The sequence below is a fragment of the Diplocloster modestus genome (assembly GCF_019042245.1).
Classification (GTDB): domain Bacteria; phylum Bacillota; class Clostridia; order Lachnospirales; family Lachnospiraceae; genus Diplocloster; species Diplocloster modestus.
On sequence record NZ_JAHQCX010000009.1, the window covers coordinates 25,217 to 49,212 of the forward strand.

26 protein-coding genes, 2 tRNA genes and 1 other annotated feature are annotated in these 23,996 nt (G+C 47.5%); of the genes, 20 read left to right on the forward strand and 8 right to left on the reverse strand.

Going from position 1 to position 23,996, the window contains the following annotated elements:
- The first annotated feature begins 19 nt into the window (after positions 1–19).
- The 6 genes from KTH90_RS13690 (at position 20) to KTH90_RS13715 (ending at position 5,682) form a co-directional block, all read left to right on the forward strand.
- Positions 20–229, forward strand: a complete 210-nt coding sequence (locus tag KTH90_RS13690) for a zinc ribbon domain-containing protein (RefSeq protein ID WP_158353726.1) — start codon at positions 20–22, stop codon at positions 227–229.
- A gap of 114 nt (positions 230–343) precedes the next feature.
- Positions 344–997 carry a DUF3298 and DUF4163 domain-containing protein gene (locus KTH90_RS13695; protein ID WP_238726938.1) on the forward strand — a complete coding sequence of 218 codons (654 nt, stop codon included), beginning with the start codon at positions 344–346 and terminating at the stop codon, positions 995–997.
- Positions 998–1,306: 309 nt separating this feature from the next.
- Entirely contained in the window at positions 1,307–1,780 is a 474-nt protein-coding gene (locus tag KTH90_RS13700; protein ID WP_158353730.1) for an RNA polymerase sigma factor, read from the forward strand.
- Positions 1,781–1,796: 16 nt separating this feature from the next.
- The gene (locus KTH90_RS13705; RefSeq protein WP_158353731.1) at positions 1,797–2,744 is read left to right on the forward strand and encodes an RsiV family protein; all 948 of its coding nucleotides are present in this window, start codon (positions 1,797–1,799) and stop codon (positions 2,742–2,744) included.
- A 1,137-nt stretch (positions 2,745–3,881) separates the two neighbouring features.
- Positions 3,882–4,334, forward strand: coding sequence for a MarR family winged helix-turn-helix transcriptional regulator (locus tag KTH90_RS13710; RefSeq protein ID WP_158353733.1), 453 nt, complete (start codon positions 3,882–3,884; stop codon positions 4,332–4,334).
- Positions 4,321–5,682 (forward strand): MATE family efflux transporter, encoded by a 1,362-nt coding sequence (locus KTH90_RS13715; protein WP_158353735.1) that lies wholly within the window; start codon positions 4,321–4,323, stop codon positions 5,680–5,682. The genes KTH90_RS13710 and KTH90_RS13715 overlap by 14 nt, the downstream gene beginning before the upstream one ends.
- Here KTH90_RS13715 and KTH90_RS13720 read toward each other — a convergent pair.
- Positions 5,630–6,550 carry a LysR family transcriptional regulator gene (locus KTH90_RS13720; protein ID WP_158353737.1) on the reverse strand — a complete coding sequence of 307 codons (921 nt, stop codon included), beginning with the start codon at positions 6,548–6,550 and terminating at the stop codon, positions 5,630–5,632. The two genes, KTH90_RS13715 and KTH90_RS13720, sit on opposite strands and share 53 nt — an antisense overlap.
- Before the next feature lie 124 nt (positions 6,551–6,674).
- On the opposite strand from KTH90_RS13720, the gene leuC reads away from it, so the two are divergent.
- The 3 genes from leuC (at position 6,675) to KTH90_RS13735 (ending at position 9,176) form a co-directional block, all read left to right on the forward strand.
- Positions 6,675–7,937 carry a 3-isopropylmalate dehydratase large subunit gene (gene leuC, locus KTH90_RS13725; protein ID WP_158353739.1) on the forward strand — a complete coding sequence of 421 codons (1,263 nt, stop codon included), beginning with the start codon at positions 6,675–6,677 and terminating at the stop codon, positions 7,935–7,937.
- Between the two features lie 14 nt (positions 7,938–7,951).
- Positions 7,952–8,440 (forward strand): 3-isopropylmalate dehydratase small subunit, encoded by a 489-nt coding sequence (gene leuD, locus KTH90_RS13730; protein WP_158353741.1) that lies wholly within the window; start codon positions 7,952–7,954, stop codon positions 8,438–8,440.
- A 157-nt stretch (positions 8,441–8,597) separates the two neighbouring features.
- Complete coding sequence (locus tag KTH90_RS13735) at positions 8,598–9,176, forward strand: DUF6323 family protein (protein WP_330656011.1); 579 nt, start codon at positions 8,598–8,600, stop codon at positions 9,174–9,176.
- Between the two features lie 63 nt (positions 9,177–9,239).
- On the opposite strand, the gene KTH90_RS13740 is transcribed toward KTH90_RS13735, so the two are convergent.
- The 6 genes from KTH90_RS13740 to KTH90_RS13765 form a co-directional block, all read right to left on the reverse strand.
- Complete coding sequence (locus KTH90_RS13740) at positions 9,240–9,980, reverse strand: tyrosine-protein phosphatase (RefSeq protein WP_158353743.1); 741 nt, start codon at positions 9,978–9,980, stop codon at positions 9,240–9,242.
- Positions 9,981–10,070: 90 nt separating this feature from the next.
- Positions 10,071–10,571: a hypothetical protein gene (locus tag KTH90_RS13745; RefSeq protein WP_158353745.1), complete on the reverse strand. Its 501-nt coding sequence runs from the start codon at positions 10,569–10,571 to the stop codon at positions 10,071–10,073.
- Between the two features lie 412 nt (positions 10,572–10,983).
- Positions 10,984–12,525, reverse strand: a complete 1,542-nt coding sequence (locus KTH90_RS13750) for an LTA synthase family protein (protein WP_158353747.1) — start codon at positions 12,523–12,525, stop codon at positions 10,984–10,986.
- A complete protein-coding gene (locus KTH90_RS13755; protein WP_158353749.1) occupies positions 12,522–12,869 on the reverse strand; it encodes a hypothetical protein in 348 nt (115 codons plus the stop codon). Before KTH90_RS13755 ends, KTH90_RS13750 begins: the two co-directional genes overlap by 4 nt.
- Positions 12,870–13,079: 210 nt before the next feature.
- Positions 13,080–13,152 (reverse strand) — tRNA-Ala (locus tag KTH90_RS13760).
- Between the two features lie 17 nt (positions 13,153–13,169).
- Positions 13,170–13,242: transfer RNA gene (locus KTH90_RS13765), tRNA-Val, on the reverse strand.
- 231 nt (positions 13,243–13,473) lie between these two features.
- On the opposite strand from KTH90_RS13765, the gene KTH90_RS13770 reads away from it, so the two are divergent.
- The 11 genes from KTH90_RS13770 (at position 13,474) to KTH90_RS13820 (ending at position 22,887) form a co-directional block, all read left to right on the forward strand.
- Positions 13,474–14,496, forward strand: a complete 1,023-nt coding sequence (locus KTH90_RS13770) for a DUF2804 domain-containing protein (RefSeq protein WP_238726939.1) — start codon at positions 13,474–13,476, stop codon at positions 14,494–14,496.
- Positions 14,497–14,591: 95 nt separating this feature from the next.
- Positions 14,592–14,851 (forward strand) — a binding site (T-box leader).
- A 105-nt stretch (positions 14,852–14,956) separates the two neighbouring features.
- Positions 14,957–16,609, forward strand: a complete 1,653-nt coding sequence (locus KTH90_RS13775; RefSeq protein ID WP_238726940.1) for a 2-isopropylmalate synthase — start codon at positions 14,957–14,959, stop codon at positions 16,607–16,609.
- Between the two features lie 145 nt (positions 16,610–16,754).
- Positions 16,755–17,090, forward strand: coding sequence for a hypothetical protein (locus KTH90_RS13780; protein WP_158353755.1), 336 nt, complete (start codon positions 16,755–16,757; stop codon positions 17,088–17,090).
- Positions 17,091–17,121: 31 nt separating this feature from the next.
- Complete coding sequence (locus KTH90_RS13785; RefSeq protein WP_158353756.1) at positions 17,122–17,625, forward strand: RNA polymerase sigma factor; 504 nt, start codon at positions 17,122–17,124, stop codon at positions 17,623–17,625.
- A complete protein-coding gene (locus tag KTH90_RS13790; protein ID WP_238726941.1) occupies positions 17,622–18,503 on the forward strand; it encodes a DUF3298 and DUF4163 domain-containing protein in 882 nt (293 codons plus the stop codon). The genes KTH90_RS13785 and KTH90_RS13790 overlap by 4 nt, the downstream gene beginning before the upstream one ends.
- A gap of 43 nt (positions 18,504–18,546) precedes the next feature.
- The gene (locus tag KTH90_RS13795; RefSeq protein ID WP_158353759.1) at positions 18,547–19,209 is read left to right on the forward strand and encodes a hypothetical protein; all 663 of its coding nucleotides are present in this window, start codon (positions 18,547–18,549) and stop codon (positions 19,207–19,209) included.
- Between the two features lie 237 nt (positions 19,210–19,446).
- Complete coding sequence (locus KTH90_RS13800; protein WP_238726942.1) at positions 19,447–19,830, forward strand: SdpI family protein; 384 nt, start codon at positions 19,447–19,449, stop codon at positions 19,828–19,830.
- Between the two features lie 33 nt (positions 19,831–19,863).
- Positions 19,864–20,565, forward strand: a complete 702-nt coding sequence (locus tag KTH90_RS13805) for a LytR/AlgR family response regulator transcription factor (protein ID WP_158353763.1) — start codon at positions 19,864–19,866, stop codon at positions 20,563–20,565.
- Positions 20,566–20,576: 11 nt separating this feature from the next.
- Entirely contained in the window at positions 20,577–21,956 is a 1,380-nt protein-coding gene (locus KTH90_RS13810; protein WP_238726943.1) for a sensor histidine kinase, read from the forward strand.
- Positions 21,953–22,381: a DUF3887 domain-containing protein gene (locus KTH90_RS13815; protein ID WP_158353766.1), complete on the forward strand. Its 429-nt coding sequence runs from the start codon at positions 21,953–21,955 to the stop codon at positions 22,379–22,381. Before KTH90_RS13810 ends, KTH90_RS13815 begins: the two co-directional genes overlap by 4 nt.
- Positions 22,382–22,398: 17 nt before the next feature.
- Positions 22,399–22,887 carry a hypothetical protein gene (locus KTH90_RS13820; RefSeq protein WP_158353768.1) on the forward strand — a complete coding sequence of 163 codons (489 nt, stop codon included), beginning with the start codon at positions 22,399–22,401 and terminating at the stop codon, positions 22,885–22,887.
- A 1-nt stretch (position 22,888) separates the two neighbouring features.
- On the opposite strand, the gene KTH90_RS13825 is transcribed toward KTH90_RS13820, so the two are convergent.
- Positions 22,889–23,851, reverse strand: a complete 963-nt coding sequence (locus KTH90_RS13825) for an RluA family pseudouridine synthase (RefSeq protein ID WP_158353770.1) — start codon at positions 23,849–23,851, stop codon at positions 22,889–22,891.
- Between the last annotated feature and the right edge of the window lie 145 nt (positions 23,852–23,996).

The window sequence follows — 23,996 nt, forward strand, 5'->3', positions numbered from 1 at the left end:
AAGTCAGGAGGATAGTGATATGGAGAAAATGCAATATGTATGCCCGAAGTGTGGGTGCCAGCATTATGAGAGTGACCAGTTCCAGGCCACCGGGGGAAATTTTGCTAAGATCTTTGATGTTCAGAATAAAAAATTTATCACGATCAGTTGTACGAATTGCGGATACACGGAACTGTATAAATCTAAGAACTCGGAAGGCTGGGATATACTGGATTTCCTGATGGGATAAGGCAATCATATCGGCGGGAATTTATTTCGGCTGCTTCAGATGCTGGGGCCTGTATGAATACATGAGCGGGCGGCGGCATATGATGGAGTAATGTTAGAAATATTGAAGGTAATTATGCAGAGAATTTCCGATCATGTATTAACGGATACCATGAAGCAGGAGAATACGCCGATTTTGAGTTATACGATACATTATCCTGAATTTACGACGGACTGTAATCAGCAGGCGGCACAGAAGATTAACCGGTATTATGAGCAGCAGGCCCAAACACTGGAGGCGTATTGCAGAAATAAGTTGTTTCAGGACGCGGTCAGTGAACTGGAGTTTGACGAGAAGAATAATTTCCCGGCGATTGCCTATGAGGTGATTGTGGAGTATACGGTAACCTTTAATGATAGGTGTATTACCAGCCTGTTTACGGATCAGTATATGTTTACGGGCGGTGCCCACGGGACGACGATCCGTAAGGGCGATACATGGGATTTTCAGGATGGAAGCCGCGTCAGCGTTTCCGCGTTTTATCCGCCGGGCAGTGACTTTCGGGAAAGCATATTAAAGGTGGTAAATGCGCAGATCGGGGAACGGCTGAAAAAAATGCCGGGTACTTATTTTGATGACTATCAAAAGTTGACGGATGAAAACTGGAATGCCAGGGATTTTTATGTGACACCGGATGGACTTGTGGTATTTTTCCAACAATATGAAGTGGCTCCTTACTCAACAGGTATGCCGCAGTTTTTCCTGCCTTTTGAAAAAAGACGGATGTAAGATCTATAGGCGGAAAGGACAAGAAGAATAAAATAAGATGAAATTAATCGAACCGGGACCGGTGGTATGAATCGCTGCTCCCGGTTTTTTTCGTTGTTTTGTTTATGCCTTTTCAGCTTCGGCATTAGAGAGTATGATTAAGGAAGAATCTGCAATTTGACAGAAGCAAAATTTTTTATAAATAATAATTAAAATATTTTAAAAAATTAAAATCTTGAAACTTTTTATAAATCCGGGACGTCTAAAAGATGTAAACAAAATAAAGAGATTAAAATTAAAAAATAGAGAGACAGGAAAGAGGTGTGAAGGTTGCGAAAGAAATCGATCGATGAAGAGATTAAGACTCTTCTGTTGAATAATTATGAGAGTTACTATCGCTTAGCCTACAGTTATGTAAGAAACCAGGAGGATGCTATGGACATCGTCCAGGAGAGCGCCTACCGGGCAATGAAGAACAGTTCCTCCGTCAAGCAGGCAGAATATGCGGCGACCTGGGTATATCGGGTGGTAATCAATACGGCGCTGGATTTTATCCGTAAGAACCGGAAGGAAACCGTGGGGATCGAGGATGTGGATTCCGCACACGAGGACCGCTATATGGATTTTGATGTCTGGGACAGTCTGGAAAAACTGGATGAGAAGGACAGAACGATTATTATCCTGAGGTATTTTGAGGACCGAAAGCTGGAAGACATCGCCCAGATGATCAATGAAAATGTGAACACAGTGAAAACACGACTTTACCGGGCGTTGAAAAAATTAAAGATAGAGCTTGCAGGATAGAAAAGGAGGGATAAACATGAAATTTGAAGATGTCAATTTAGAGGGACAGGAACGGTTAAATGAGATGAAAAATGACTATGAGAAATGCGAGGTGCCATTAGAATTGAAAAATAGAATAGAAGAATCCATCAACAGGGCAGAGAGAGAAAAAGGACGTTCAAAAGTAATTCGTTTTGTAAAAGGTGCAGGGATGACTGCGGTAGCCGCTATGCTGGTAATGACTATCCTGGTAAATACCAATCAGAATGTGGCCATGGCCATGTCGGAGGTACCCGTGCTGGGAAGTATCGTTAGGGCAGTCACTTTCCGTACCTATCAGGAACAAAGTGAGAATCACGAGGCAAACGTAAAAGTGCCCAATGTTGTGGTGAATCCGGAGGAGACACAGAACCCGGCAAAAGATAAACTGGAGGAGACCACGAAGAAGATCAATCTGGACATCGAAGCCTATACGAATAAACTGATCGACGAGTACAAAGCGGATATTGAGTCCGATGGCGAGATACACAAAGGATTGGATATCGACTCCGAGGTAATCCGGGACGATGAGAAACTGTATATTATTAAACTCTGGGCAGTGGAAACCATGGCCAGCGGAGCGCAGACCGAGCGCTATTACACAATGGATAAAACAACCGGTGAACAGGTGACCCTTCCGGGACTGTTCAAGGATAGAGCGGATTATGTGCAGGCGATCAGTGAAAATATTAAAGAGCAGATGCGTGAGCAGATGAAGAACCCTGACGACGGCAAGATGTATTTTCTGGATGACCCGGATGCGCCGGCCGATACGCAGTTTACAGAGATCAAAGCAGATCAGAACTTCTATATCAATGACCAGAATAAGCTTGTGATCGTATTTGACGAGTACGATGTTGCGCCTGGCTATATGGGAATGTGCTATTTCGAGATACCGACGGATGTTCTGCAGCCGTTGCTGAAGGATGAAGGGATGATTAGATAGTTAACTGTTAAGGGGCCGGGCCGGGCTGGGACAAGGGCGGTATCCTGGGGGTGTCCCCGGCTGTCCCCGGCTGTCCCCGGCTGTCCCCGGCTCCGGGGTCCCTTTTGCTTCTCCTTGGGAGCGCTTAGGGCTTGCGCTGGTATCTGCTAAGCGAAATCGAAAAGCCGGGTTCAGGAACCGAGCCTATTCACCAGGAACGCATGATGCGTTCCCGGTTCAGAGGCTCTTGCCCGTCGGACGTGAAGTCCGCCGGTCATCCTGAACCCGGCTTTTCGATTTCACTAAGCGGATACTCAGCCGCCCTATGCGCTCCCAAGGAGAAGCAAAAGGGACCCCGGAGCCGGGGACAGCCGGGGACACCCCCAGGATACCGCCCTTGCCCCAGCCCGGTCCTGCTTTAGTATTGGCTTAGTTAGTATTGGTTGGCTCATATGTTGATCGTGAAGTGAATGGGAGTAATTCCAATTAGATGTTATCTTATAAAAATATTTATAGCTAACGGGGCTTTTAAACAGCCTGTGAGACAGAATCTAATCCTGATTGCCGGGAGTAAGGTTCTGTTTTCTGGTATATTTTAGTATAGCCTGATCCGGTCGGCCTGCGTTAAGGGGTAGATTACAAATGTAATGAGGTAGATTACAAATCACAAGTATGTTTATTACTTTATAATATAAATTACGAAATCTTCTGTTCTGCTATTGTACCTCAAATTGTATTAAAGTAGGAGCGTACCGGTGTGGCACTTTCGGGGGCTGGGCCAAAGGTGACGGGGTTCAAACCGCTTGAGGCCGGACCTTAGAACGGGTTACGCAGAAGAGGACGAAACCTCGCAGGAGCCGGGGCTCTGTTTGAGCCGTTTTATGGCGAGTTTGCCCCGGCTCCTGCGAATAAGAGGTTTCGTACTCTTCGGAGTTACCCGTTCTTAGGTCCGGCCGAAGCGGTTTGAACCCCGTCACCTTTGGCCCAGCCCCCGAAAGTGCCACACCGGTACGCTCCGGCCCATTTGCAGCAAATCTCAGCATTAATAGTAAAGTAATAAAGTAAAAGAAGGGATTGACATCCTAAGGACTCTTTGTTATACTAAATTGGTCCGAAACCGGACTAAATGAAATCCGGGGAAGAATTCTGGAGGAGAAGATGGATAAGGAATTAACGGAGCAGCTGAAGAGATTTTATACGCTTTGGAGAGAGACTAATGCGATTTATGAAGAGTGGGCGAAACGGCATGGGATCTCTTATTATGAGCTTTTGATTTTGTTTTCTTTGGATGAGAATGAGGAGGGTTGTACGCAAAAAGAGATCTGCGATCAGTGGATATTGCCCAAACAGACGGTAAATTCCATTTTGCAGAATCTATTGAAGCAGGGGATGGTCGGGTTTGAAGTTATGGAAAAGGATAGAAGAAATAAAGCGGTACTGCTGACGGATTCAGGGAAGAAGTTTGCAGATGATATCATTTGTAAGCTGCAGCAGCAGGAAAAGGAAGTGATGCGGCGGATGGGCTTGGCGCGAAGTGAAGCCCTCCTTCAAAATACGGCCCTGTTTAACCGGTTGTTCCGGGAGGAAGGAGATAACGATGGAAATCCGTAAGAACTTTTTCCGATGTGTGATCCCTTCCATGCTGGCGTTTGCCCTGTCGGGGGTCTATGCGATTGTAGACGGCTTTTTTGTTGGAAATAAGATCGGAGACTTTGGATTGGCTGCGATTAATATGGCTTATCCGCTGACAGCGCTGATCCAGGCGATCGGAAGCGGGATCGGTATGGGCGGCGCTATTTTGTATTCGATCTGCGAGGGAGCGAAAAAAACAGAAGAGAAGAACCGGTATTTTAAAGTGACATGGATGCTGCTTGTGGGGGGCAGCCTGCTGCTTATGGGAGGTCTGGCTCTAGCGGCTCCGGCGGTTCTGCATGTGTTCGGAGCGGGAGGAGAGATTTATCCGCTGGCTCTCGAGTATATCCGCTTTATCATATACGGCACGTTTTTCCAGGTGCTCAGCACGGGGCTGGTACCTTTCCTGCGAAATATGGGAGGTTCGGTCCTGGCTATGGTGGCTATGATATTGGGTTTTCTTACGAATATTCTGCTGGATTACCTGCTGGTATGGCGTTATCCTTATGGAATGGCCGGCGCAGCGGTAGCTACGGTAATAGGCCAGGCGGTAACCTTTGCGGTGTGCCTGTGCTTTCTGCTGGCCAGGAGGAACAGTCTGCGCAGCAGACTGGGAAGAAGCTTTGGGAGCCTGGCCAAAAAGGTATTGCTGATTGCTCCGTCCCCGTTCGGGCTGACGTTTGTTCCGAATATTACCCTGATTCTGGTCAATAAAAGCGCGGTGTTATACGGTGGAGAGTCTGCAGTTACCAGCTATGCGGCAGTCAGTTATATCTCCTGCGTGGTGTTGCTGCTTTTGCAGGGGATCAGCGACGGATGCCAGCCCTTAATGAGCCTGTATTATGGGGAAGGCGATGAGGATAAGACCAGCAGGGTAAGGAGGATCGCCTATCAGTTCGCGGCGGTTACAGCCCTGTGCTGTATGGTGTTCCTGTATCTGATCAGAAATCAGGCGGCTGTTCTGTTTGGGGCATCTCCACAAACTGTGTCAAGTGTCGGGGCAATCCTGCCGGTTTTTTTAGTGGGTTATCTCTTTGTCAGCTTTTCCAGAATCACAGTATCCGCATTCTATGCCACTGGAAAAGACAAAATGGCTTACCTGCTGATCTATGGTGAGCCGGTTTTCCTTCTGCTCCTGCTGCTGATCCTGCCGGAGTGGATGGGGATCACCGGCACCTGGATATCGGTGCCTGTTTCTCAGATCCTTATTATGCTGGTCAGCCTGTTTTTCCTGTATAGCGGGAAATACCAGAGAGGTACAGGAGAGTGGTTCCCTATTCGGAAATGGAAAAGCAGGAGGAGTCCGGACTCTCGTAATAATGGATGAAATGTTCCATTGACTGGGAGCAATGGCGGTTTTTCAGATAAGCGAAACCAATTTCACGTTTGTGGATGGGAATTCCCAGGGGAATCTGGATGAGCTTTTTCGCCGCCAGCTCTGGATGGACGAATTCTTTGATGACACAGGCTATACCCAGACCGATTTTTGCGAATTCGATAAGCAGATCCAGGGTAGTAACCTCCAGCAGGTTATGGACCTGGATTTTGTTTTCCAGCAGATAATCGTCGATGTACTGTCTGGTCATATTTTCCTTATCCAGCAGCATGAAGGTGGCGGTTTCCAGCATATTCGGACCGAACCTGCCGCTTCGCAGCTTCAGGTTGTCCATATAAGAAGCCGTCGCCACGAAGATATCTTCGATTTCTCCGATGGGATAGAAGTGCAGCGGCTTGATATTATCCGGTTTGCCGATGAGACCGACGTCGATGCGGTTCTCTTCCAGCAGACGCAGCGTTTGGTTGGTAGACTGACAGGTGATCGAGATCTTAATGTGAGGGTACAGCAGGATAAACTGCTGCAAATAGGGGAGCAGCACGTATTTACACAAAGTCGTGCTGACGCCGATGCGCAGCTGACCGATTCCCAGAGTACCGGCCAGTTTTAACTGGTCCTCCGCATCGGAAAGGGTGTCGAAGGCGGAACGGACATGCTGGTAGAGCAGCTGGCCTTCATCGGTGAGTGTGACCCCTCTGGAGCTTCTGTTGAACAGGACAACGCCAAGGGAATCCTCCAGCCTGCGGATGGACTTGCTGATGGCCGGCTGGCTGATATAGAGTTCTTTGGCCGCTTTGGAGATATTACCGGTGGAGGCCACCGTATAGAAGGTTTTATAGCTGGAGAGAGACTGATCCATAGGATTCCCTTTCTGTATAACTTAAAGTTATAATAAATATTCATAATATGTATTTCTATTATAACAGATTCTATGCTAGAATAACAATCAGAAAAGCATTAAAAAACGAATGGAGGCAGATACCATGGGTATGACAATGACACAAAAAATACTGGCCGCTCATGCGGGACTTCCCGAAGTGAAGGCGGGACAGCTGATAGAAGCAGATCTGGACCTGGTACTGGGAAATGACATCACTTCTCCGGTAGCCATTCATGAAATGGATAAAATGACTGTGAATGGAGTGTTTGATAAGGATAAAATCGCGCTGGTCATGGACCATTTTATTCCGAACAAGGATATTAAGTCGGCGGAGCACTGTAAATGTGTGAGGGAATTTGCCTGTAAGCACGAGATCACCAACTATTTTGATGTGGGTGATATGGGGATCGAGCATGCGCTGCTGCCGGAAAAAGGGCTGACCGTGGCCGGTGACGTGGTGATCGGAGCGGATTCCCATACCTGTACTTACGGAGCGCTGGGAGCGTTCTCCACAGGCGTCGGAAGCACAGATATGGCCGCAGGCATGGCTACAGGTAAATGCTGGTTCAAAGTGCCTTCCGCCATCAAATTTGAACTGACTGGAAAACCTTCCGAATGGGTCAGCGGAAAAGATGTGATTTTACATATCATCGGTATGATCGGCGTAGACGGAGCGCTTTACAAATCAATGGAGTTTACCGGCGAGGGGATCCGTTACCTGTCTATGGATGACCGGTTTACCATTGCCAATATGGCCATCGAGGCCGGCGGCAAGAATGGAATTTTCCCGGTGGATGAGGCGGCCGAGGCGTATATGAGAGAACATTCCAAACGCCCGTATCAGGTTTATGAAGCGGATGAGGACGCGGAATATGAGACGGTCTACACCATTGACCTGGCGGCGTTAAAACCTACGGTAGCGTTCCCGCATCTTCCGGAAAACACAAAGACCATCGATGAAGTGGGCGAAGTGAAGATCGACCAGGCAGTGATCGGTTCCTGCACCAACGGCAGAATGGAAGATCTGCGCATTGCCGCGAAGATCCTGGAAGGCCGGAAGGTGGCGAAGAATGTACGCTGTATTATCATTCCCGCTACCCAGAAGATTTATCTGCAGGCTATTGAAGAGGGGCTTGTACAGACCTTTATCAAAGCGGGAGCGGTTGTCAGCACGCCTACCTGCGGCCCCTGCCTGGGCGGTTATATGGGCATTCTGGCTGCGGGAGAGCGCTGTATATCCACGACGAATCGGAACTTCGTAGGACGTATGGGACATGTGGATTCGGAAGTCTATCTGGCCAGCCCGGCCATCGCCGCGGCCAGCGCAGTAACCGGAAAAATCTCAGGCCCCAGTGAGTTAGAGTAAGGAGGAACGGATAAATGAAAGCAAATGGTACCGTGTTTAAATATGGTGACAATGTAGACACCGATGTAATTATCCCGGCCAGATATCTGAATTCTTCAGATCCGGCCGAACTGGCGACCCATTGCATGGAAGATATCGATCAGGAATTTGTAAATAAAGTGCAGAAAGGGGATATTATCGTGGCCAACAAGAATTTTGGCTGCGGTTCCTCCAGAGAACACGCCCCGATCGCGATCAAGGCGGCCGGAGTGAGTTGTGTGATTGCGGAGACTTTTGCGAGAATCTTTTACCGCAACGCCATTAATATCGGCCTGCCGATTATCGAATGCCCGGAAGCTGCGCAGGGGATCGACGCCGGAGACGAGGTCGAGGTGGATTTTGACTCCGGTATGATTTACGATAAGACCAAGGGAACCAAGTTTCAGGGCCAGGCTTTTCCAGAGTTTATGCAGAAGATCATAAAGGCGGAAGGGCTTATCAACTATATTAACAACAGGGGTTGATAAGCGGAGTCAAAATAATATTGAGGATAATAAAATTCCCGGAATGCTGTAAACATTTCCGGGAATTTTTATGTATTTATGATACCATAATTTCACTAAAAAATCAAGAATGGTAATCCCGATGAGAAAGGGGTATACTGTCACTCTGAGAACAGATTTGTCAATCAAAGAATTGCAGGTAAAAGGGGTAATCAATATGGAGTGGAATCTTTATGAATCAGCGGCACCGGCCGTGATTAAAAAAGAAGCTTTAAGCCTGGTCGGAAAAAATGAGACAACAGACCGGTTCGGACTCTCCCTGACACAGGAAGAAGCGGGAGAATTGGTAGAGAGTAAAAATACCACGCTGAGAAAATATCAGAGAATCGAATTGGGAGAAAGTATCCTGGGAAAGCTCATCGAAGTGTTCTGTGATTCCCAGTATCTGAATCAGGAAAATTATCTGCCGATGCTGACCCGTCTGCAGGAAATTTTCTACCTGTACAAAAATGAAACACAAGACGAGCTGACCGACGAGGAACTGCTGAACTTTATGAAAGAACAGTTTGATCATGTGTGCATGGGGGATCCTGAATATCTGGCGGAAACCTGTCTGGAACGGTTCGCCCAGGCCGTGCGGGCCGGCTACCGCGGATATCGCGGCAGCGGCGGAGAAAATGAGTACAGCCAGTTTGACGAGGAGACCCGCTGGGACAAGGATTTGTATATGGATGTGGTAAAGGAGTTATTCTGGTAAATACAAGATTCACGTAACTGCGCCATTCTTATAAAGAGTACTGGTTATAGACCTCTATCGGTCTTAACGCTCTGCCAGGCAGTACTTTTTTAACTGTTCCAGTTCATCCGCGGTGAGCCCGTTGCGTAGAAGATAATCGTTCAGATCCAGTTCCCGGATATATTCCAGTAAGCCGATCATTGTGTCCGGATCTGATTTCAGCATGGGAAACATGTGCTCCATACCGGGCATTTCTTCCATCATGCGGTTGATTCCCCGGCGGTTCAGTGTATAAGAGATTTGGTAATCCGCAGTGATGTCTTCTTCCGAAACGCCCAGGCATGCCAATAAAAGAGCGGCTAAAGTACCAGTACGGTCTTTCCCGGCAGTACAATGGAATACCACGGCGCCCTGGGAAAGCCCCCCGATCAGGGTACGCAGCGCGGCAGCAATCAAAGAACCGTTATTTTTCACCATCATGCGATAGCCTTCATCCAGACTCTGGGTGAAGGCGGCAAGGGCAGAAGCTTCGATATCCCCCATAGAGATCTGTTCCTCCTGAAGAGGGCAGTGATAATATTGAATTGGCTCCGGAACCTGTTCCGGCTGTTCCTGTGCCTCGGACTTGCTTCGAAGATCTATAACCGTGCGGATACCGGCCTCTTTTAAGATATTCCATTCCTTATCGTCCAGCCCGGACAGGCCGTCCGCGCGGTACAGGACATTCCAGCGGGTATAGGAGCCTCCCGAGGTTTCGTATCCCCCAAGATCTCTTACATTAAAGGCATGCTGCAGACGTAGTCTGCGGATAGGATAAACGGACATATGTAAATACCTCCTGTTATTCAGAATAATTTATTTTCACTATAACTATCCTATTCTAACACAACAGGGATTTTTAAACCATATCATGAATTAAAAATTGATTCCGGAGATGCCCAATTCTCCGTTTTCATTGTAGCTGCTGGTGATCGAGGGCTGATCATAGTCTGTACACAGGGTAATTCCGGCCCGGGGTACGGTAACGGCATCCAGATCACATTCGGTAACAGAGGTGACCATTGCGTCGGTAAAGAGTTTTTCGGGATCTAAAGCCAGAAAAGCCTCTTTAGTCTCAATGACCTGCCCCCCGTCTCCCAGATCCACATAAAGCGGGTAGTTGCACAGATCGGAAAGGGCCTGCAGATCTTTGGATTTTGCGGCAGCGATAATTTTTTCGCAAAACTCCCTCTGGCTATCGGTCAGAGATGGATTGGAAAATTCACCATCTGGGGAAGGAGAGACCGCGATCTGCTCCTGAACAGGAGGAGTGCCGGTTGGTGCGGCTTCCGATGAGGAAGAGGGGGATGGACTGCCGCAGGCAGCCAGTGTCAATGTGATTAGGGTTAAGATAATGGTAAAATTAATTTTTTTCATTTCATCCTCCGCAAGCGCATGTCATGCGCCGTAAATTCTACAAAAAGGGTAAAGAACCTTTTTATGCATACAGCAGAAAAAATGGATGAATGGTTATTCAACGCATTTTTCCTGTTTATTTATAGTTACATTCCATGGTACCTAATAGATAGATGCGCCAGCCGGTGAAAAAGTTTGAAAATCAGATAAAAAAGTGATAAACAGAGGCAACTGGGAGGGGACTGGCATCTTTCGGCAGTAACGCCAAAATCTTCAAGCAACTACGTGGAGAAAGGGGCCTGTCCCCGGATGCCGGTCTATCCGAAATTTAAAGGGCCTGTTTCCCCGGAGGTGTGGACTATTCCAGTCAACATCCGGGGACAGGCCCCTTTCTCTACGTAGTTGCTTGAAGGTTTTGGCATTACTGCGTTTCTTATTCTTTACTGTATAAGAGCTCACTGTTATAAAATGTTGATTTAGAACTTAGCTCTTCATCTAATTTATCAATCCCATACTCCTGGATCAGGGTGGGCTGATCAGAGAAGAGGTTCACACCCAGCCCCAGCCGGTCTCCCTCGATCTGTATTCCCATACTGGCTAATGTAGTGGGGAACATATCCATCGTAGTGAATTCCCGGTTCTTTTCCGATACCGGTTCCGCCGCGGAATTCAAAATCGCGTTGTAGACACCTCGGGGATAAGATTCCGGCACGTCCTCACAAAAATCCATATCCATGGTCAAGTGATCGCCGCTTAAAATGACGGTGGTATTTTCATAAAAATCCTGCTGCTGGATCCACTTAATGAACTCATTCACCTGTCTGCTGGAACAGGCGTAAACGTCCGCGTACTGGTCATCAAATTCATCCTCACAAAGAGGGCAGTAATACCCATCCTCAAAATGAGTATCGGCTGTCAGCATTGTAAAATTAAAGGGATCGTCTTTTTCAGAGATTTCCAGCAGCTGTTCTTTCGCATAATCAAACAGTTTGGAATCCTCATATCCCCACCACATATAATAGTCCTCGGGGATTTTCTTGTTTTCAATAGCGGAATAATAATCCCAGATTTCATAATTACCGTGCTGCTGGAAATAATTTTTTCTGCCTCCGAATACCACATCTGAACCGATACACAGATAATTTTTGTACCCGGCTTCGCCCAGAAGATCACCTAATCCTGTAACTCCCGGGAAGAATTCCTGGTACTCGGACATGCTGTTCATTCCGATCGGTATATTCAGCGGAAGCGCAGTAGTCTGGGCAAACATAGCGCCCATGGTCCAGGTAGTTCCGGTTGTGGGAATACCTCCCTGGAACTGATCGTTTCCGGAAAAACTGATGTTATCCCGGGCCAGCTGCGTCAGCTCAGGGATACAGTTATAATCGAAAGCACCGCCGTCCTCTTCGGACATAAAGGTGGTCTCCATGGATTCAAGGAATATGTAGATTAAATTCCGTTTCTGTTCCGGATAGGTTAAAAGATCATTGGACGGCCTGACATAATTTTCTTCAATAAATTTGGAACTGGTTGCCTGTGCCTTGATATAGGAGGTGAGGTCGATGGCATTGGCGCTGGATGTTACGGAGTAAACTAAAAACACCAGAGTCCCCAACATGACGACCGGTTTTAAAAAGCGCAGAGGAAAGAGTTTTAAGCGTTTCGTCTTTTCTCTGACGGAGAATTTGAGGCAGAGCCGGCAGTCCAACGATGAAACTTTCTCATTGATCGTTAAGAATACGATAATGACGAGCAGGACCGGCAATGTAAAAGTCAGGGACGGCAGCACACAGGTCCGGGCAAAATCTATAAAATAATCCGGATTTGTTCCTTCCAGCGGCATTTTTAAATGAAAAATAATTTCTTCGACGGAAATATTTCCGAATGTATCCAGCGCCCAGCCGGCGGCCAGGGAGACAAGCCTGGAAAGGAAGATTAAAATGGTTACCAGAAAATAACTCAGTAATTTCTTCATTTCTTTTTTTCCTGCTCCTCTACAGAGATTTTAATTTTAAACTGCATATACTTCCGGAAAAACTTAGCGATCAGAGCTGTCAGAATCGAAACCCCTGAAACCAGCAGCAGATAACGCTGCGACAGGAACGCGTCATTCAACTGACCGTAGGAAGCGGTTGATTCAATAGGAAACAGAAGTTCAAAGATAACAATTGATATAATATTATTAATCGTACAGAAAACCCCATATTTTATGATGATATTGTATAGACTGTACTTTCTGGCAGCTTCCGAATCCTCCAGCGCGTCATAGACAGCCAGAGACAGGACGGAAGGGAAGAAAAGACAAAAAAAAGTAAACACTCGAAACACCTACCTTAACTATGTATTATTTTAAACTGCTTCTTTACCAATCCATAAAACGGAGTTTCGCTTGCGAAACTCTCCGCCTGCGGCGGGCCGCGTAAGCGGCATCTTCCTTTCCGCCGCAGTCCGATCCCGCGGAGCGCTTTCCTATGAAATTAAAAAAGCAAACCTACTTTAATACACATCTATGCAGGTTTGCCTGTTGAGTGGAGACGAAGGGATTCGAACCCTCGACCTACGCGTTGCGAACGCGTCGCTCTCCCAACTGAGCCACGCCCCCAGATCCTCACAAAAGTATGGAGACAACGGGGCTCGAACCCATGACCTCTCGCACGTCAAGCGAACGCTCTCCCAGCTGAGCTATGCCTCCATGCCTAATATTGTAACATTTTTTTACAAAATTGCAACAAGAATTTAACTGAAAAATAACAAAAATCCGGGCCAATATCTGGAAAGGCCCTTCAACCCCCATAAAATAAAGGGTTTTCCAACTAAAAAAATTGATTTTTCAATACATTGCATATCCACAGTAGAAATCTTATAATAGTAATAACAGCAAAACCTACTATGAAACATGATCTATGAGTCAGGAGGGAAGTCCATGAGAAATCACGAGGTTACAACAAAACAGCCGCTTTTAAAAGAAGACGGATCCCTGCGGGAACCCGGTTGGTCCCGTCAATTGCTTCAGATTTATGACCGGACCCGGATCAAAGCGCCCAAATTCAGGATCAAAGAATGGGATTACTATTTGATTACAGCTAAAGATTACGCCGTAGCCTTCACCATCTCTGATGACGGCTACATCGGGCTCCAGTCCGTATCCCTTCTGGATTTTACGAAATCCTGGGAGCATACGCAGACGATCCTCAACGTCTGTCCCATGGGGCGGCTCAAGCTTCCCGCCACCTCCGAAGAGGGCACGACGCAATACCATGACAAACGCCTGCACTTAAAATATACCGTGAAGCCCGGACGCAGAAGAATACAGTGTGAATTCCAGAACTTTCTGGATGGAAAGCCTTTTGCCTGTGACATAGCGCTGGAACAGCCGGACATGGACACCATGGTAATCGCAACCCCCTGGAAAGAAAAAAAGACCGCCTTCTACTACAATCAAAAGATAAACTGCATGCCGGCCTCCGGAAAGGCCATCTATGACGGTCAGGAATACCTCTTCAATCCAAAAACTGATTTTGCTACTCTGGACTGGGGCAGAGGTGTGTGGACCTATGATAACCTCTGGTACTGGGGAACCGGAAACGGTCTGGTGAACAACCTTCCCTTCGGCTTCAACATCGGTTACGGCTTTGGGGATACCAGCGCCGCCAGCGAAAACATCTTTTATTACAATGGAACCTCACACAAACTGGATGACATAGAATTCCACGTTCCCGGAGACAGCTACTTAAAGCCCTGGACGTTTACCTCCAGCGACAGCCGCTTCGAGATGGATTTCAAACCCATTCTGGACCGGGCCGCGAAAGTATCCGCTCTAGTCATCGAAACCGACCAGCACCAGGTATTCGGCCATCTCTCCGGGAGAGCAGTCCTGGACGACGGCTCTGCCCTGGAGGTCAAAGATATCCTCTGCGCCTGCGAGGTGGTACATAATCGGTATTGATCTTTCAGAGGGCCGCAACTCCAAAATGACCGAATCGGGAAAAATTAGTTGACAATTCATCTTAAGAGTGGTAACCTTAATGCAAGTTACATAACTGAAATGCGTTGATGAGGAGTATTACTTTCATTTCTGAGTCCAGAGAGTTGTTGGCCGGTGCGAAACAACAGAGGGAATGATGGGAACTGTCCCCGGAGCGGCTGCCCGAAATCCTGAGAGGGAAAGTAGATGCAGACGGAATCCCGACCGTTATACAGGGAGGAATATAAGGTGGAAAACACCCGTATTCTATGGAGCGGTGAAGAGTTTCTTCACAAACAGAGTGGTACCGCGTAAGACATAGTCTTTCGTCTCTGACAGGCAGCTGGCCTGTTAGGAACGGAAGGCTTTTTTAATTGTGAATGACAGACGCGCAGGATCAGTGAGCGTAATGAAAACGAAAATAAGAAAAGGAGAGAGAAGCATGAAGAATTTTGAAAAGTATACGAGGCAATATTTTATGCCGCCGGTAGAGTGTATGGATTGGGCGAAGAAAGATCATATTGATAAGGCTCCGGTCTGGTGCAGCGTGGACCTGCGGGATGGAAACCAGGCGTTGATCGTGCCTATGAGTCTGGAGCAGAAGGTGGAATTCTTCCAGCTGCTGGTAAAAATCGGATTTAAGGAGATCGAAGTGGGATTTCCGGCTGCTTCTGAGACGGAATATCAGTTCCTTCGTACCCTGATCGAGCGTGACCTGATCCCGGAGGATGTGACGGTTCAGGTACTGACTCAGGCCCGGGAGCATATTATCCGCAAGACCTTCGAAGCCCTGGAGGGGTGCCCCAGAGCGGTGGTCCATGTATATAATTCTACATCGGTTGCACAGCGGGAACAGGTATTTAAGAAGTCAAAAGAGGAGATCATCAAGATCGCGGTGGACGGTGCGAAGCTGCTTCAGGATCTGGCCAATGAGACGGACGGAAACTTCGCTTTTGAATATAGCCCGGAGAGTTTTTCCGGAACGGAGATGGAGTTTGCTCTGGATATCTGTAACGCGGTATTGGATGTGTGGAAACCTACAGCGGATAACAAGGCGATCATTAATCTTCCTGTGACTGTGGAACATGCGATGCCTCATGTGTACGCCAGCCAGATTGAATATATGTGTAAGAATATGAAGTACCGGGAAAATGTAGTCGTTTCTCTGCATCCTCATAATGACAGAGGCTGCGGCGTGGCGGATTCCGAGATGGGAATCCTGGCAGGAGCCGACCGGATCGAGGGAACCTTATTTGGAAACGGCGAGCGCACCGGAAATGTGGATATCGTGACTCTTGCGTTAAATATGTTTTCCCAGGGAGTGGATCCCGGACTGGATTTTTCCAATATGCCTGAGATCTGCGAGGCTTATGAGAAGCTTACGGATATGCACGTGGATGTGCGTAATCCTTACAGCGGTGCTCTGGTATTCGCCGCATTCTCCGGTTCGCATCAGGATGCGATAGCCAAGGGCATGAAGTTCCGGGAGGAAAAGGAGTGCGGATACTGGACCGTTCCTTATCTGCCCATCGATCCCAAGGACGTGGGACGCAGTTACGACGGCGATGTGATCCGTATCAACAGCCAGTCCGGCAAGGGCGGTGTCGGATACATCCTGGAGAACAATTACGGACTGAACCTGCCGCCGAAGATGAGAGAGGCGGTCAGCTACATGGTCAAAGGTGTTTCCGACCATACCCACAAAGAACTGCAGCCCAGGGAGATCTTCGATCTGTTCAAGGAGAAATACGAAGATATCACACAGCCCTACAATGTGGAAGAAAGCCACTTTATCCAGAAGAACGGAATTACGGCGTTTGTTACTTCCACCTACAACTGGATCGAGCATGAGTCCCAGGCTTCCGGAAACGGCCGTCTGGACGCGGTCAGCAATGCGTTAAAGAAACAATATGGATTAAATTACGAGCTTGTTACCTATCAGGAGCATGCACTAGAGAAGAGTTCCAGTTCCAAGGCGATCGCCTATGTGGGAGTTCAGTGGCCCAATGGAAACATTTCCTGGGGCGCCGGCGTGGACCCAGATATTATTAAGGCATCGATCAACGCACTGGTAACCGCTATTAATAATCATTAATTCCGGTTAACCTTGTGATTTTTTGGATAAAATACCTCTAAAACGATCAAAGATTAAAAAAAGAGAGAAAAAGTTTATTTTGTTGAAACTTTTTCTCTCTTTTTAGCATCTAATTAGTAGAAAGTAAAATAAGGAGGCAGACCGAATGAGACGAAGAAAAATGCATATGTATGAAGCACTCGTAAACTATGTTCAAATCCATAGAAGTGATTTCCTTAAGGCTGCTGCGGACTTTCTGCTTGATCCGAGGGATGTGGAGGAGGCCGTGAACCGCGCGGTTTCCAAAAGCTTTGATAAATTTAAAAAATTAAAAAATCAAGATCAGATAGGAAGCTGGTTTATGGGAATTCTAAAAGAAGAATGCGAACTGATCAATAAGAATAACGGAAATAAAAAAAAGGCAGAGTCCGATACGGACTGGGAATTTCCAATTACAGAAGGTGCCTTCTTTAATAAGGAATACCGGCTGATCCGCATCTGAAAGTCCGCAGCAAAGGAGGAAACCAATCGATATGAGGGGTAAGAAAACAGAAGTGTATGAACAGTTGATCTCATATATCCAGGGACATCAGACAGATTTCTACCGGATCGCAGTCAGTTATCTGAAAAATCCGGAGGATGCTATGGATGCCGTACAGAACGCTGTCTGCAAGGCTTTGGAAAAATACAGGACGATTCGCCAGCCTGAATTTCTGAAGACCTGGTTCTACCGGATACTGGTAAATGAATGCCAGATGGTGTTAAGGGACAGAAAAAAAGAAGTGCTCACAGACGAAGAGGACACATGGGATGTACCGACCACGGATGGTATCTTTTCCGAGGAGGACTATCAGTTGTATCAGGAAGTGATGCTGCTTCCGGAAAAGCTGAAAACAGTGATTCTGCTTCGATTTTATGAAGACATGACGTTAAAGGAGATCGCGGATATTACGGAAACAAATCTTAGTACAGTAAAAACAAGGTTATATCAGGCACTCAAAATACTTAAAATTCAAATCGAGGGGGATTTCTTATGAGAAATATCGAAAATACCATGCCAATCTACGAAGCGCAGACACCGCCGCCAGAAATGAGTGACCGCATCAATCTGGAGATCGCAAAATCAAAAAGAAGGCGTAAGGCCCGGTCCAGGCACGGTATAATGAAAATAGCAGGAGCCATGGCCGCCTGCCTGGCTGTATTTACCATTCTGTTAAATACAAACCAGAGCTTCGCCATGGCCGCATCCGGAATCCCGGTAGTAGGTTCCGTGGCCAGAGTGCTTACCTTCCGGTCTTATGAAGAGAAGACCGCGGACCAGGAACTGAAGGTGGAGATACCGGAGGTAGTTCCGCAGGAAAGCGCGGCCGGCGGCCAGGTGAAGGACTATACCCTGAAGGTGAACCAGATGATCCAGGAAAAGGTGGATCAGTTTGTGGAGGAATCTAAGCAGCGGGTACAGGAATATAAGGAAGCATTTATCGCCACAGGCGGGACGGAAGAGGAATTTGGAGAACATGATATCAAGTCCTCCGTGACATACGATGTAAAGCTGCAGAAGGACAATATCCTGTCCTTTGTGATTATGACCAGTGAAAACTGGGTCAGCGCCTATAATCAGGATTACTATTTTAATATGGATCTGAATACAGGTAAGGATATTACTCTGGACGCGGTACTGGGAGATAATTATGTGCAGACTGCCAATGAAAGCATTCTACGGCAGATGAAGGAACGCACCGAACAGAACCCGGATTATACGTATTTTACGGCAGAAGAAGGCGGATTCGAGACCATCGGACCGGACACCAGCTTCTACATCAACGAAAAAGGCAACCCGGTTGTGGTATTTGCAAAATATGAGGTCGCTCCGGGATTCATGGGTACCCAGGAGTTTGAGATCGAGAAACCTTAAGGCGAGAAACTTTAAGGCAAGAACCGGGTGTGAGGGCAGACTTATGAAAAATAATAAAAATACAATCCTGATCGCTTTCATCTGCAGCCTCTTTGTCTGCACGCTGATGACCCAGGAGGTGTCCGGAAAAATGCCGGAATATACCAGGGACCATCAGACAAATACTATCGTCCGTGCGGAGCTGACACCCGGTGAGCTGGAAAACTGCCGTGCCCCGGGACAGTTGGGAGCGACAGCAGCTTATCATTATAGCGTGGATGATAAATGCAAAGCGGTGCACATCTATCTGGAGACCTGGGAAGAGGGCAGACTGGTCCGCACGGAGGAAAAACAAGTTCCCATCGTAACTGGGGAAAATTCGGAAGGGGAAATAACGGTATCTTTCGGGAATGATTCCGCCAGGTTAAATCAGGTCCGCGCAGTGAACTGGAAATTAGGAATGACAGAGCACAGGCAGCTTAAGCACACCGAATGGAAGGACGGCATTCCCGGAAATCGGGAATTTTCCGGTATGCGGACCGATTTTCGGGACCAGCATATGGAAAAGGCCCGTTTTCCATTGACAGATCAGGAGAAAATGATCCTGGCCAGAGTGGACTATCACACGGAAGGAACCTGTGTAGTCGTATCCGACCTGGCTAACACGGAGGACTGTACAGGCGGAGAGGTCCGCTATTTGGTGAAATGTTCTTTTAGATTTAATTGATGGGGGCCGGGACTTAGAATGGGTTACGCAGAAGAGGACGAAACCCATTCTAAGTCCCGGCCGAAGCGATCTGGCTCCCCTTACGGTTCCGCCTCCAGGCCGCCCTTGCCTCTTCCCTCTCCTGCCCCCTCTGTCTGTCTTTCAGGATACATATTCTGTCTCTTATGTGCGAGGGCTTGCATATCTTTCCGCCAGTTTATATAATGAGAAAAAGATGCAGAAAGGAAGATATGGCCTATGCTGGTACTTTATATGATAACGGGCTTGCTGCTGCCGACTATGCTGGTGGGATTTGGGGCTGTTTTCAGGACACATCCCCCGAAAACTGTTAATATGGCTTATGGGTATCGGACTTCGCGTTCCATGAAGTCCCAGGAGAGCTGGGACTTTGCGAACCGGTACTGGGGAAACCTGGTGTTTCGCGCGGGATTGGTGACGGAAGGAGCTACACTGGCGGTTCTGTCGGTCGGATCTCTTGCGGCCCCGGATCAGATGGGGAATCTGAGTCTGGTGATGGTCAGCCTGCAGATGGTTCTGTTGTTTGTCAATATCCCGCTGACCGAGCGGCAGCTGAAGAAAAGATTCGATGACAACGGAAAACCTCGTGAGAGCTCCGATTAGGACAGCGCAGGGTATAAGATAGCGGGGAAGAACATGTTGAATGTAGCGGTATGTGATGACGAGCTTGCGATACGGATAAAAATGGAAGAGATACTGAACCGGTATCCGGGTTATCCCTGCAGGATACGCCTGTTTGAGAATGGCCGGCAGCTGCTTGCGGATACGGAGTCTTTTGATATTGTTTTCCTCGATGTGGATATGCCTGGATTGGACGGAATCCAGACAGCTGGGAAATTAAGGGAGAGGGATAAAAAGGTAAAAATCCTGTACCTGAGTGCTTATCAGGATTTTGCGCCCTCGGCTTTTTCGGTACATGCTTTTGCCTATCTAGTGAAGCCGGCGCGGGAGGAGGACCTATGGAGGCAGCTGGACGAAGCCATCGAATATATGCACCTGGAAGAGCCGAAAACCGTACTGGATTTTCAGACGACGGAGGGCAGAATCCGATTTGCCGCGGAAGATATCCTGTATTTTGAATATATGGAGCGGAAGGTCTATATCCACACGGTACGGGGCAGCTACGGGATGTCCGGCAGAATAACGGACGTGGCGGAAAAAATGGGACCTTTTGATTTTTGTATGCCTCATAAGAGCTTTGTGGTGAATCTATATCATGTAAAGTCTATCAAAGGACCGGAAGTGACGCTGATGAACGGATGTGTACTGCCTCTTTCCCAAAAAAAAGCGGCCGCTTTCCGGGAACGGATGAACGCATTTTTGCTGAAGCGGATATAAGGAGGCGTAACATGGAAAGTCCGATGCTTGAGATTATATATATATGCGTATTTTTTATGGATGGTGTTGTTTATGCCTTTTTAAGCTTTGATTTCATGAATCGAATGAAACGTACGATTTTTGCGAAAAAAAGGTATTACGCCATGGCATTTATGATTTATGCGGCTGCGGTGCTGGCGGCTTCCGTTTTCTTTGGACCATGGAATGTGGTAGTTGGAGTGCTGGGAATGCTTCTGATCCAGTGGACACTATTTTCCAGGCAGAGAATGAGGCTTCTGCAGGATGTGATTTATCAGATCTGTATTATCTGCTGCCAGTCCATAGTGACGTGGGCGGTGCTGACGATCTGCGTACAGTGGCAGGTGACCTTTCAGTCCGCCTGGCTGTTTACCTCTATGATGATGCTGATCAAGCAGTTTGCCTGCCTGGCATTTTCCAGGGTGCTGATCTTTTTCTTTTGCAGACATCAGATCGGAAAGCTTTCCGCCTTCAGTATTATGAATTTTATTGTATTACCGGTATTGAGCGCGGTGCTGATTGTAGTGATCCTTTACCTGGCGGATATCCATATTTATCTGTACGGTGATTTTTACTGGGTCGTGCTGAGTTATCTGCTGATTCTGGGAATGAATCTGTATGTCACTTATGTGTTTGACGCTGTCTGGTTAAAACAGCAGCTGCGTCATGAGCTGACGCTGTATCAGCAGCAGTCGCAGCTGCAATATGAATACTATGAATCGCTGGAGCAGAAATATCAGGATTCCCGGAAGCTGATCCATGATATGAAAAATCATCTGCTGGCGTTAAATGACCTGTATACCAATGAAAATGAGAACGGGGTCCGTTATCAGCAGGAACTTCTGAAAATGATGGATTCCCTGGGACAGACCTGTTACACCGGGCATCAGCTGTTAAATGTGATACTCAACGAGAAGTTAAAAGAGGCTGAAACGCTGGGGATAAAAACAGAAATCCAGATTCATGCGGTACCGGCAGGGCTGACCGATGTGGATGTAACGGCGATCTTTTCGAACCTGCTGGATAATGCGCTGGAAGCGTGTAAAGAGATCGCGGGGGAGCGATTCCTATCGTTAAAGATCGACCGGCACGGAGATTTCCTGATCGTGAAAATGCGTAATTCCATGGAGGGGCAGTCCGAAGAGCGCAACGGCAGATTCCGCAGTACCAAGGCAGGGCATACTGGGATCGGCCTGTCCAATGTCATGCGCACTGTTGAAAAATACGGAGGTACCTGCCGGTTCCACCAGGAAACCGGGGCGGATTTGTGTGAATTTCAGACCGACCTGGTCATACCGGTGGAGGAAACCGTGGAATTCGGTCAGATAGATAAAATTGAGGAATCGGTTAAAAGAAAAGGAGACATGAAATGAAAAAACAAGCTATAAGCAGAAAAATTGCAGGTGTTTTGGCCGTAGTTCTGATTCTGGCAGGTGGATCAGGCTGCGCTTCCGCTGAATTGTCGGATGACTTTGACAAGGATACGGTGGAGACGGCGGCCAAAGAAGTAGTGGATCAGTTGAATTCCGGTGATTATGCGGCTATTGAGGAATCTTACAACGCGGCTATGATAATAGCGATGCAGGGACAGAAACTCCAGGATACCCTCCAGCCGATTCTGGACAAATTAGGGGAATTTGAGGAGATCACCAACTGTGAAGTGGTGGGTTCGAAAGAACAGAATACGAAGGAAGATCTGGCGGTAGCGCTCATCAATGTCAAATATGCGGAAGGCAAAGTGCGCTACACCATCAGTTTTGACAAGGATATGAAACTGGCAGGTCTGTTTATCAAATAGCAGGAGGCGCGGGCGAGATGGATGATAACCGGATAATAGAAACCAGCGAAGATAACCAGAAGATAGAGACCGGCGAAGATAACCGGGAGATAGAGGCCGGTGCAAATGATTACCCGAAAAAGAGTTATAGGCTAATACTTCTGATTCTGGTCTGCCTGATTGCAGTCATTCCCCTGTCTATCTGGCTTAACAGCCACGGATTACTGTCCGATAACGGAGCAGTCAGATTTATATTCGGCGCCTACGCAGGATTCCTCATGTTTACAGCATGGTATATCTATAAAAAGGACCGGATCTACTGGATAACCACGTACAGTTATCAGGATGCCTGTAACATGAGCCGGGAAGAGCGAAATAAAATTGGTCTTAAAATGTGGAAAGGCTTTGGGCTTTGTTATGGTATTTATCTTCTTTATCTGTTATTCGGCAGTATTCTGGGCACTTCTATGGGCCTGGATGTGGGCTTATTTATTGGCGCTGTAATTCTTTCCTGTATCTTAAGCTAGATCAGATCAGCAGCAGCCTAAAATCCTCCGGAACCGGCGCAGTACAGGATATGGTCTGTCCGCTAAACGGATGCGAAAAGGTCAACTGATCACAGTGCAAGGCAGCTCTTGCAATCAGGGGAGCCTTATCCGATGCATGGAAAATATCTGTATAGAAATCATCTGTATGGAAATCATCTGCATGGCAATCATCGTGATAAAGAGGATCGCCCAGAAGAGGATGACCTGCAAATGCCATATGCACGCGTATCTGATGCATTCTTCCCGTCACCAGCCGGCAGCGGACCAAGCTGTAACCGGGATACTCCTTCAGGATCTCATAGTGTGTTTCCGCATATTTTCCTTTCTTATCCACCATCATTCTGGGCGGCAGACCGGGCGCTTCCAAAAGTGGAGCGCATATTGTTCCCTGTTTTTTCTCAAGCGTACCTCTAACTATGGCCAGGTACTGTTTATTCAGGTGGTTTTGCCTGCGCTGTTCCGTCAGCCGATAGGCAGCCACCTGATTTTTGGCAAACAGGACGATTCCGGATGTATCCTGATCCAGCCGGCCTATCACTCTGGCGCGTATAAAATCTCCCTTTTTCTGATAGTAACCAACGACCCGGTTCGCCAGAGAATCCTTCTGCTGACTGCCGCAGGGATGTACGGACAGCCCGGCCGGTTTATCCAGAACCAGCAGATCATCATCTTCCCGGAGAATACACAGAGGCCGGAAGCTGGGGGCCAGATTCACGGAACCGGCCGTCTCGTCAGCCAGGTCATCCAACCGGATTTCCAGCAGATCTTTGGTTCCGGGCCGGAAGGTGACGAATTCCTGCTTCCCGTTAACACAGATTCCATCCGGACGGAATTTTGCGCGGCTTACCTGCCTGCTGGTCAGCCCAAGGTGCTGCCGGAGAATTTCTTTGATCGTACGCCCTGCCAGCTGATCCGTAACCAGTAAAGTAATACTCTTTCTCATATACGTTTCCAGATTCAGCGGTATACCTGCACGGACATGCCGCAGCCTTTCTCTATTATCGCAGTTAATCTGCAGGCGTTTTTATAAATAAGACAAATCAACAACAAAACTTTCCCCTACAGTCCAATTTATTATAAAAGGTTAA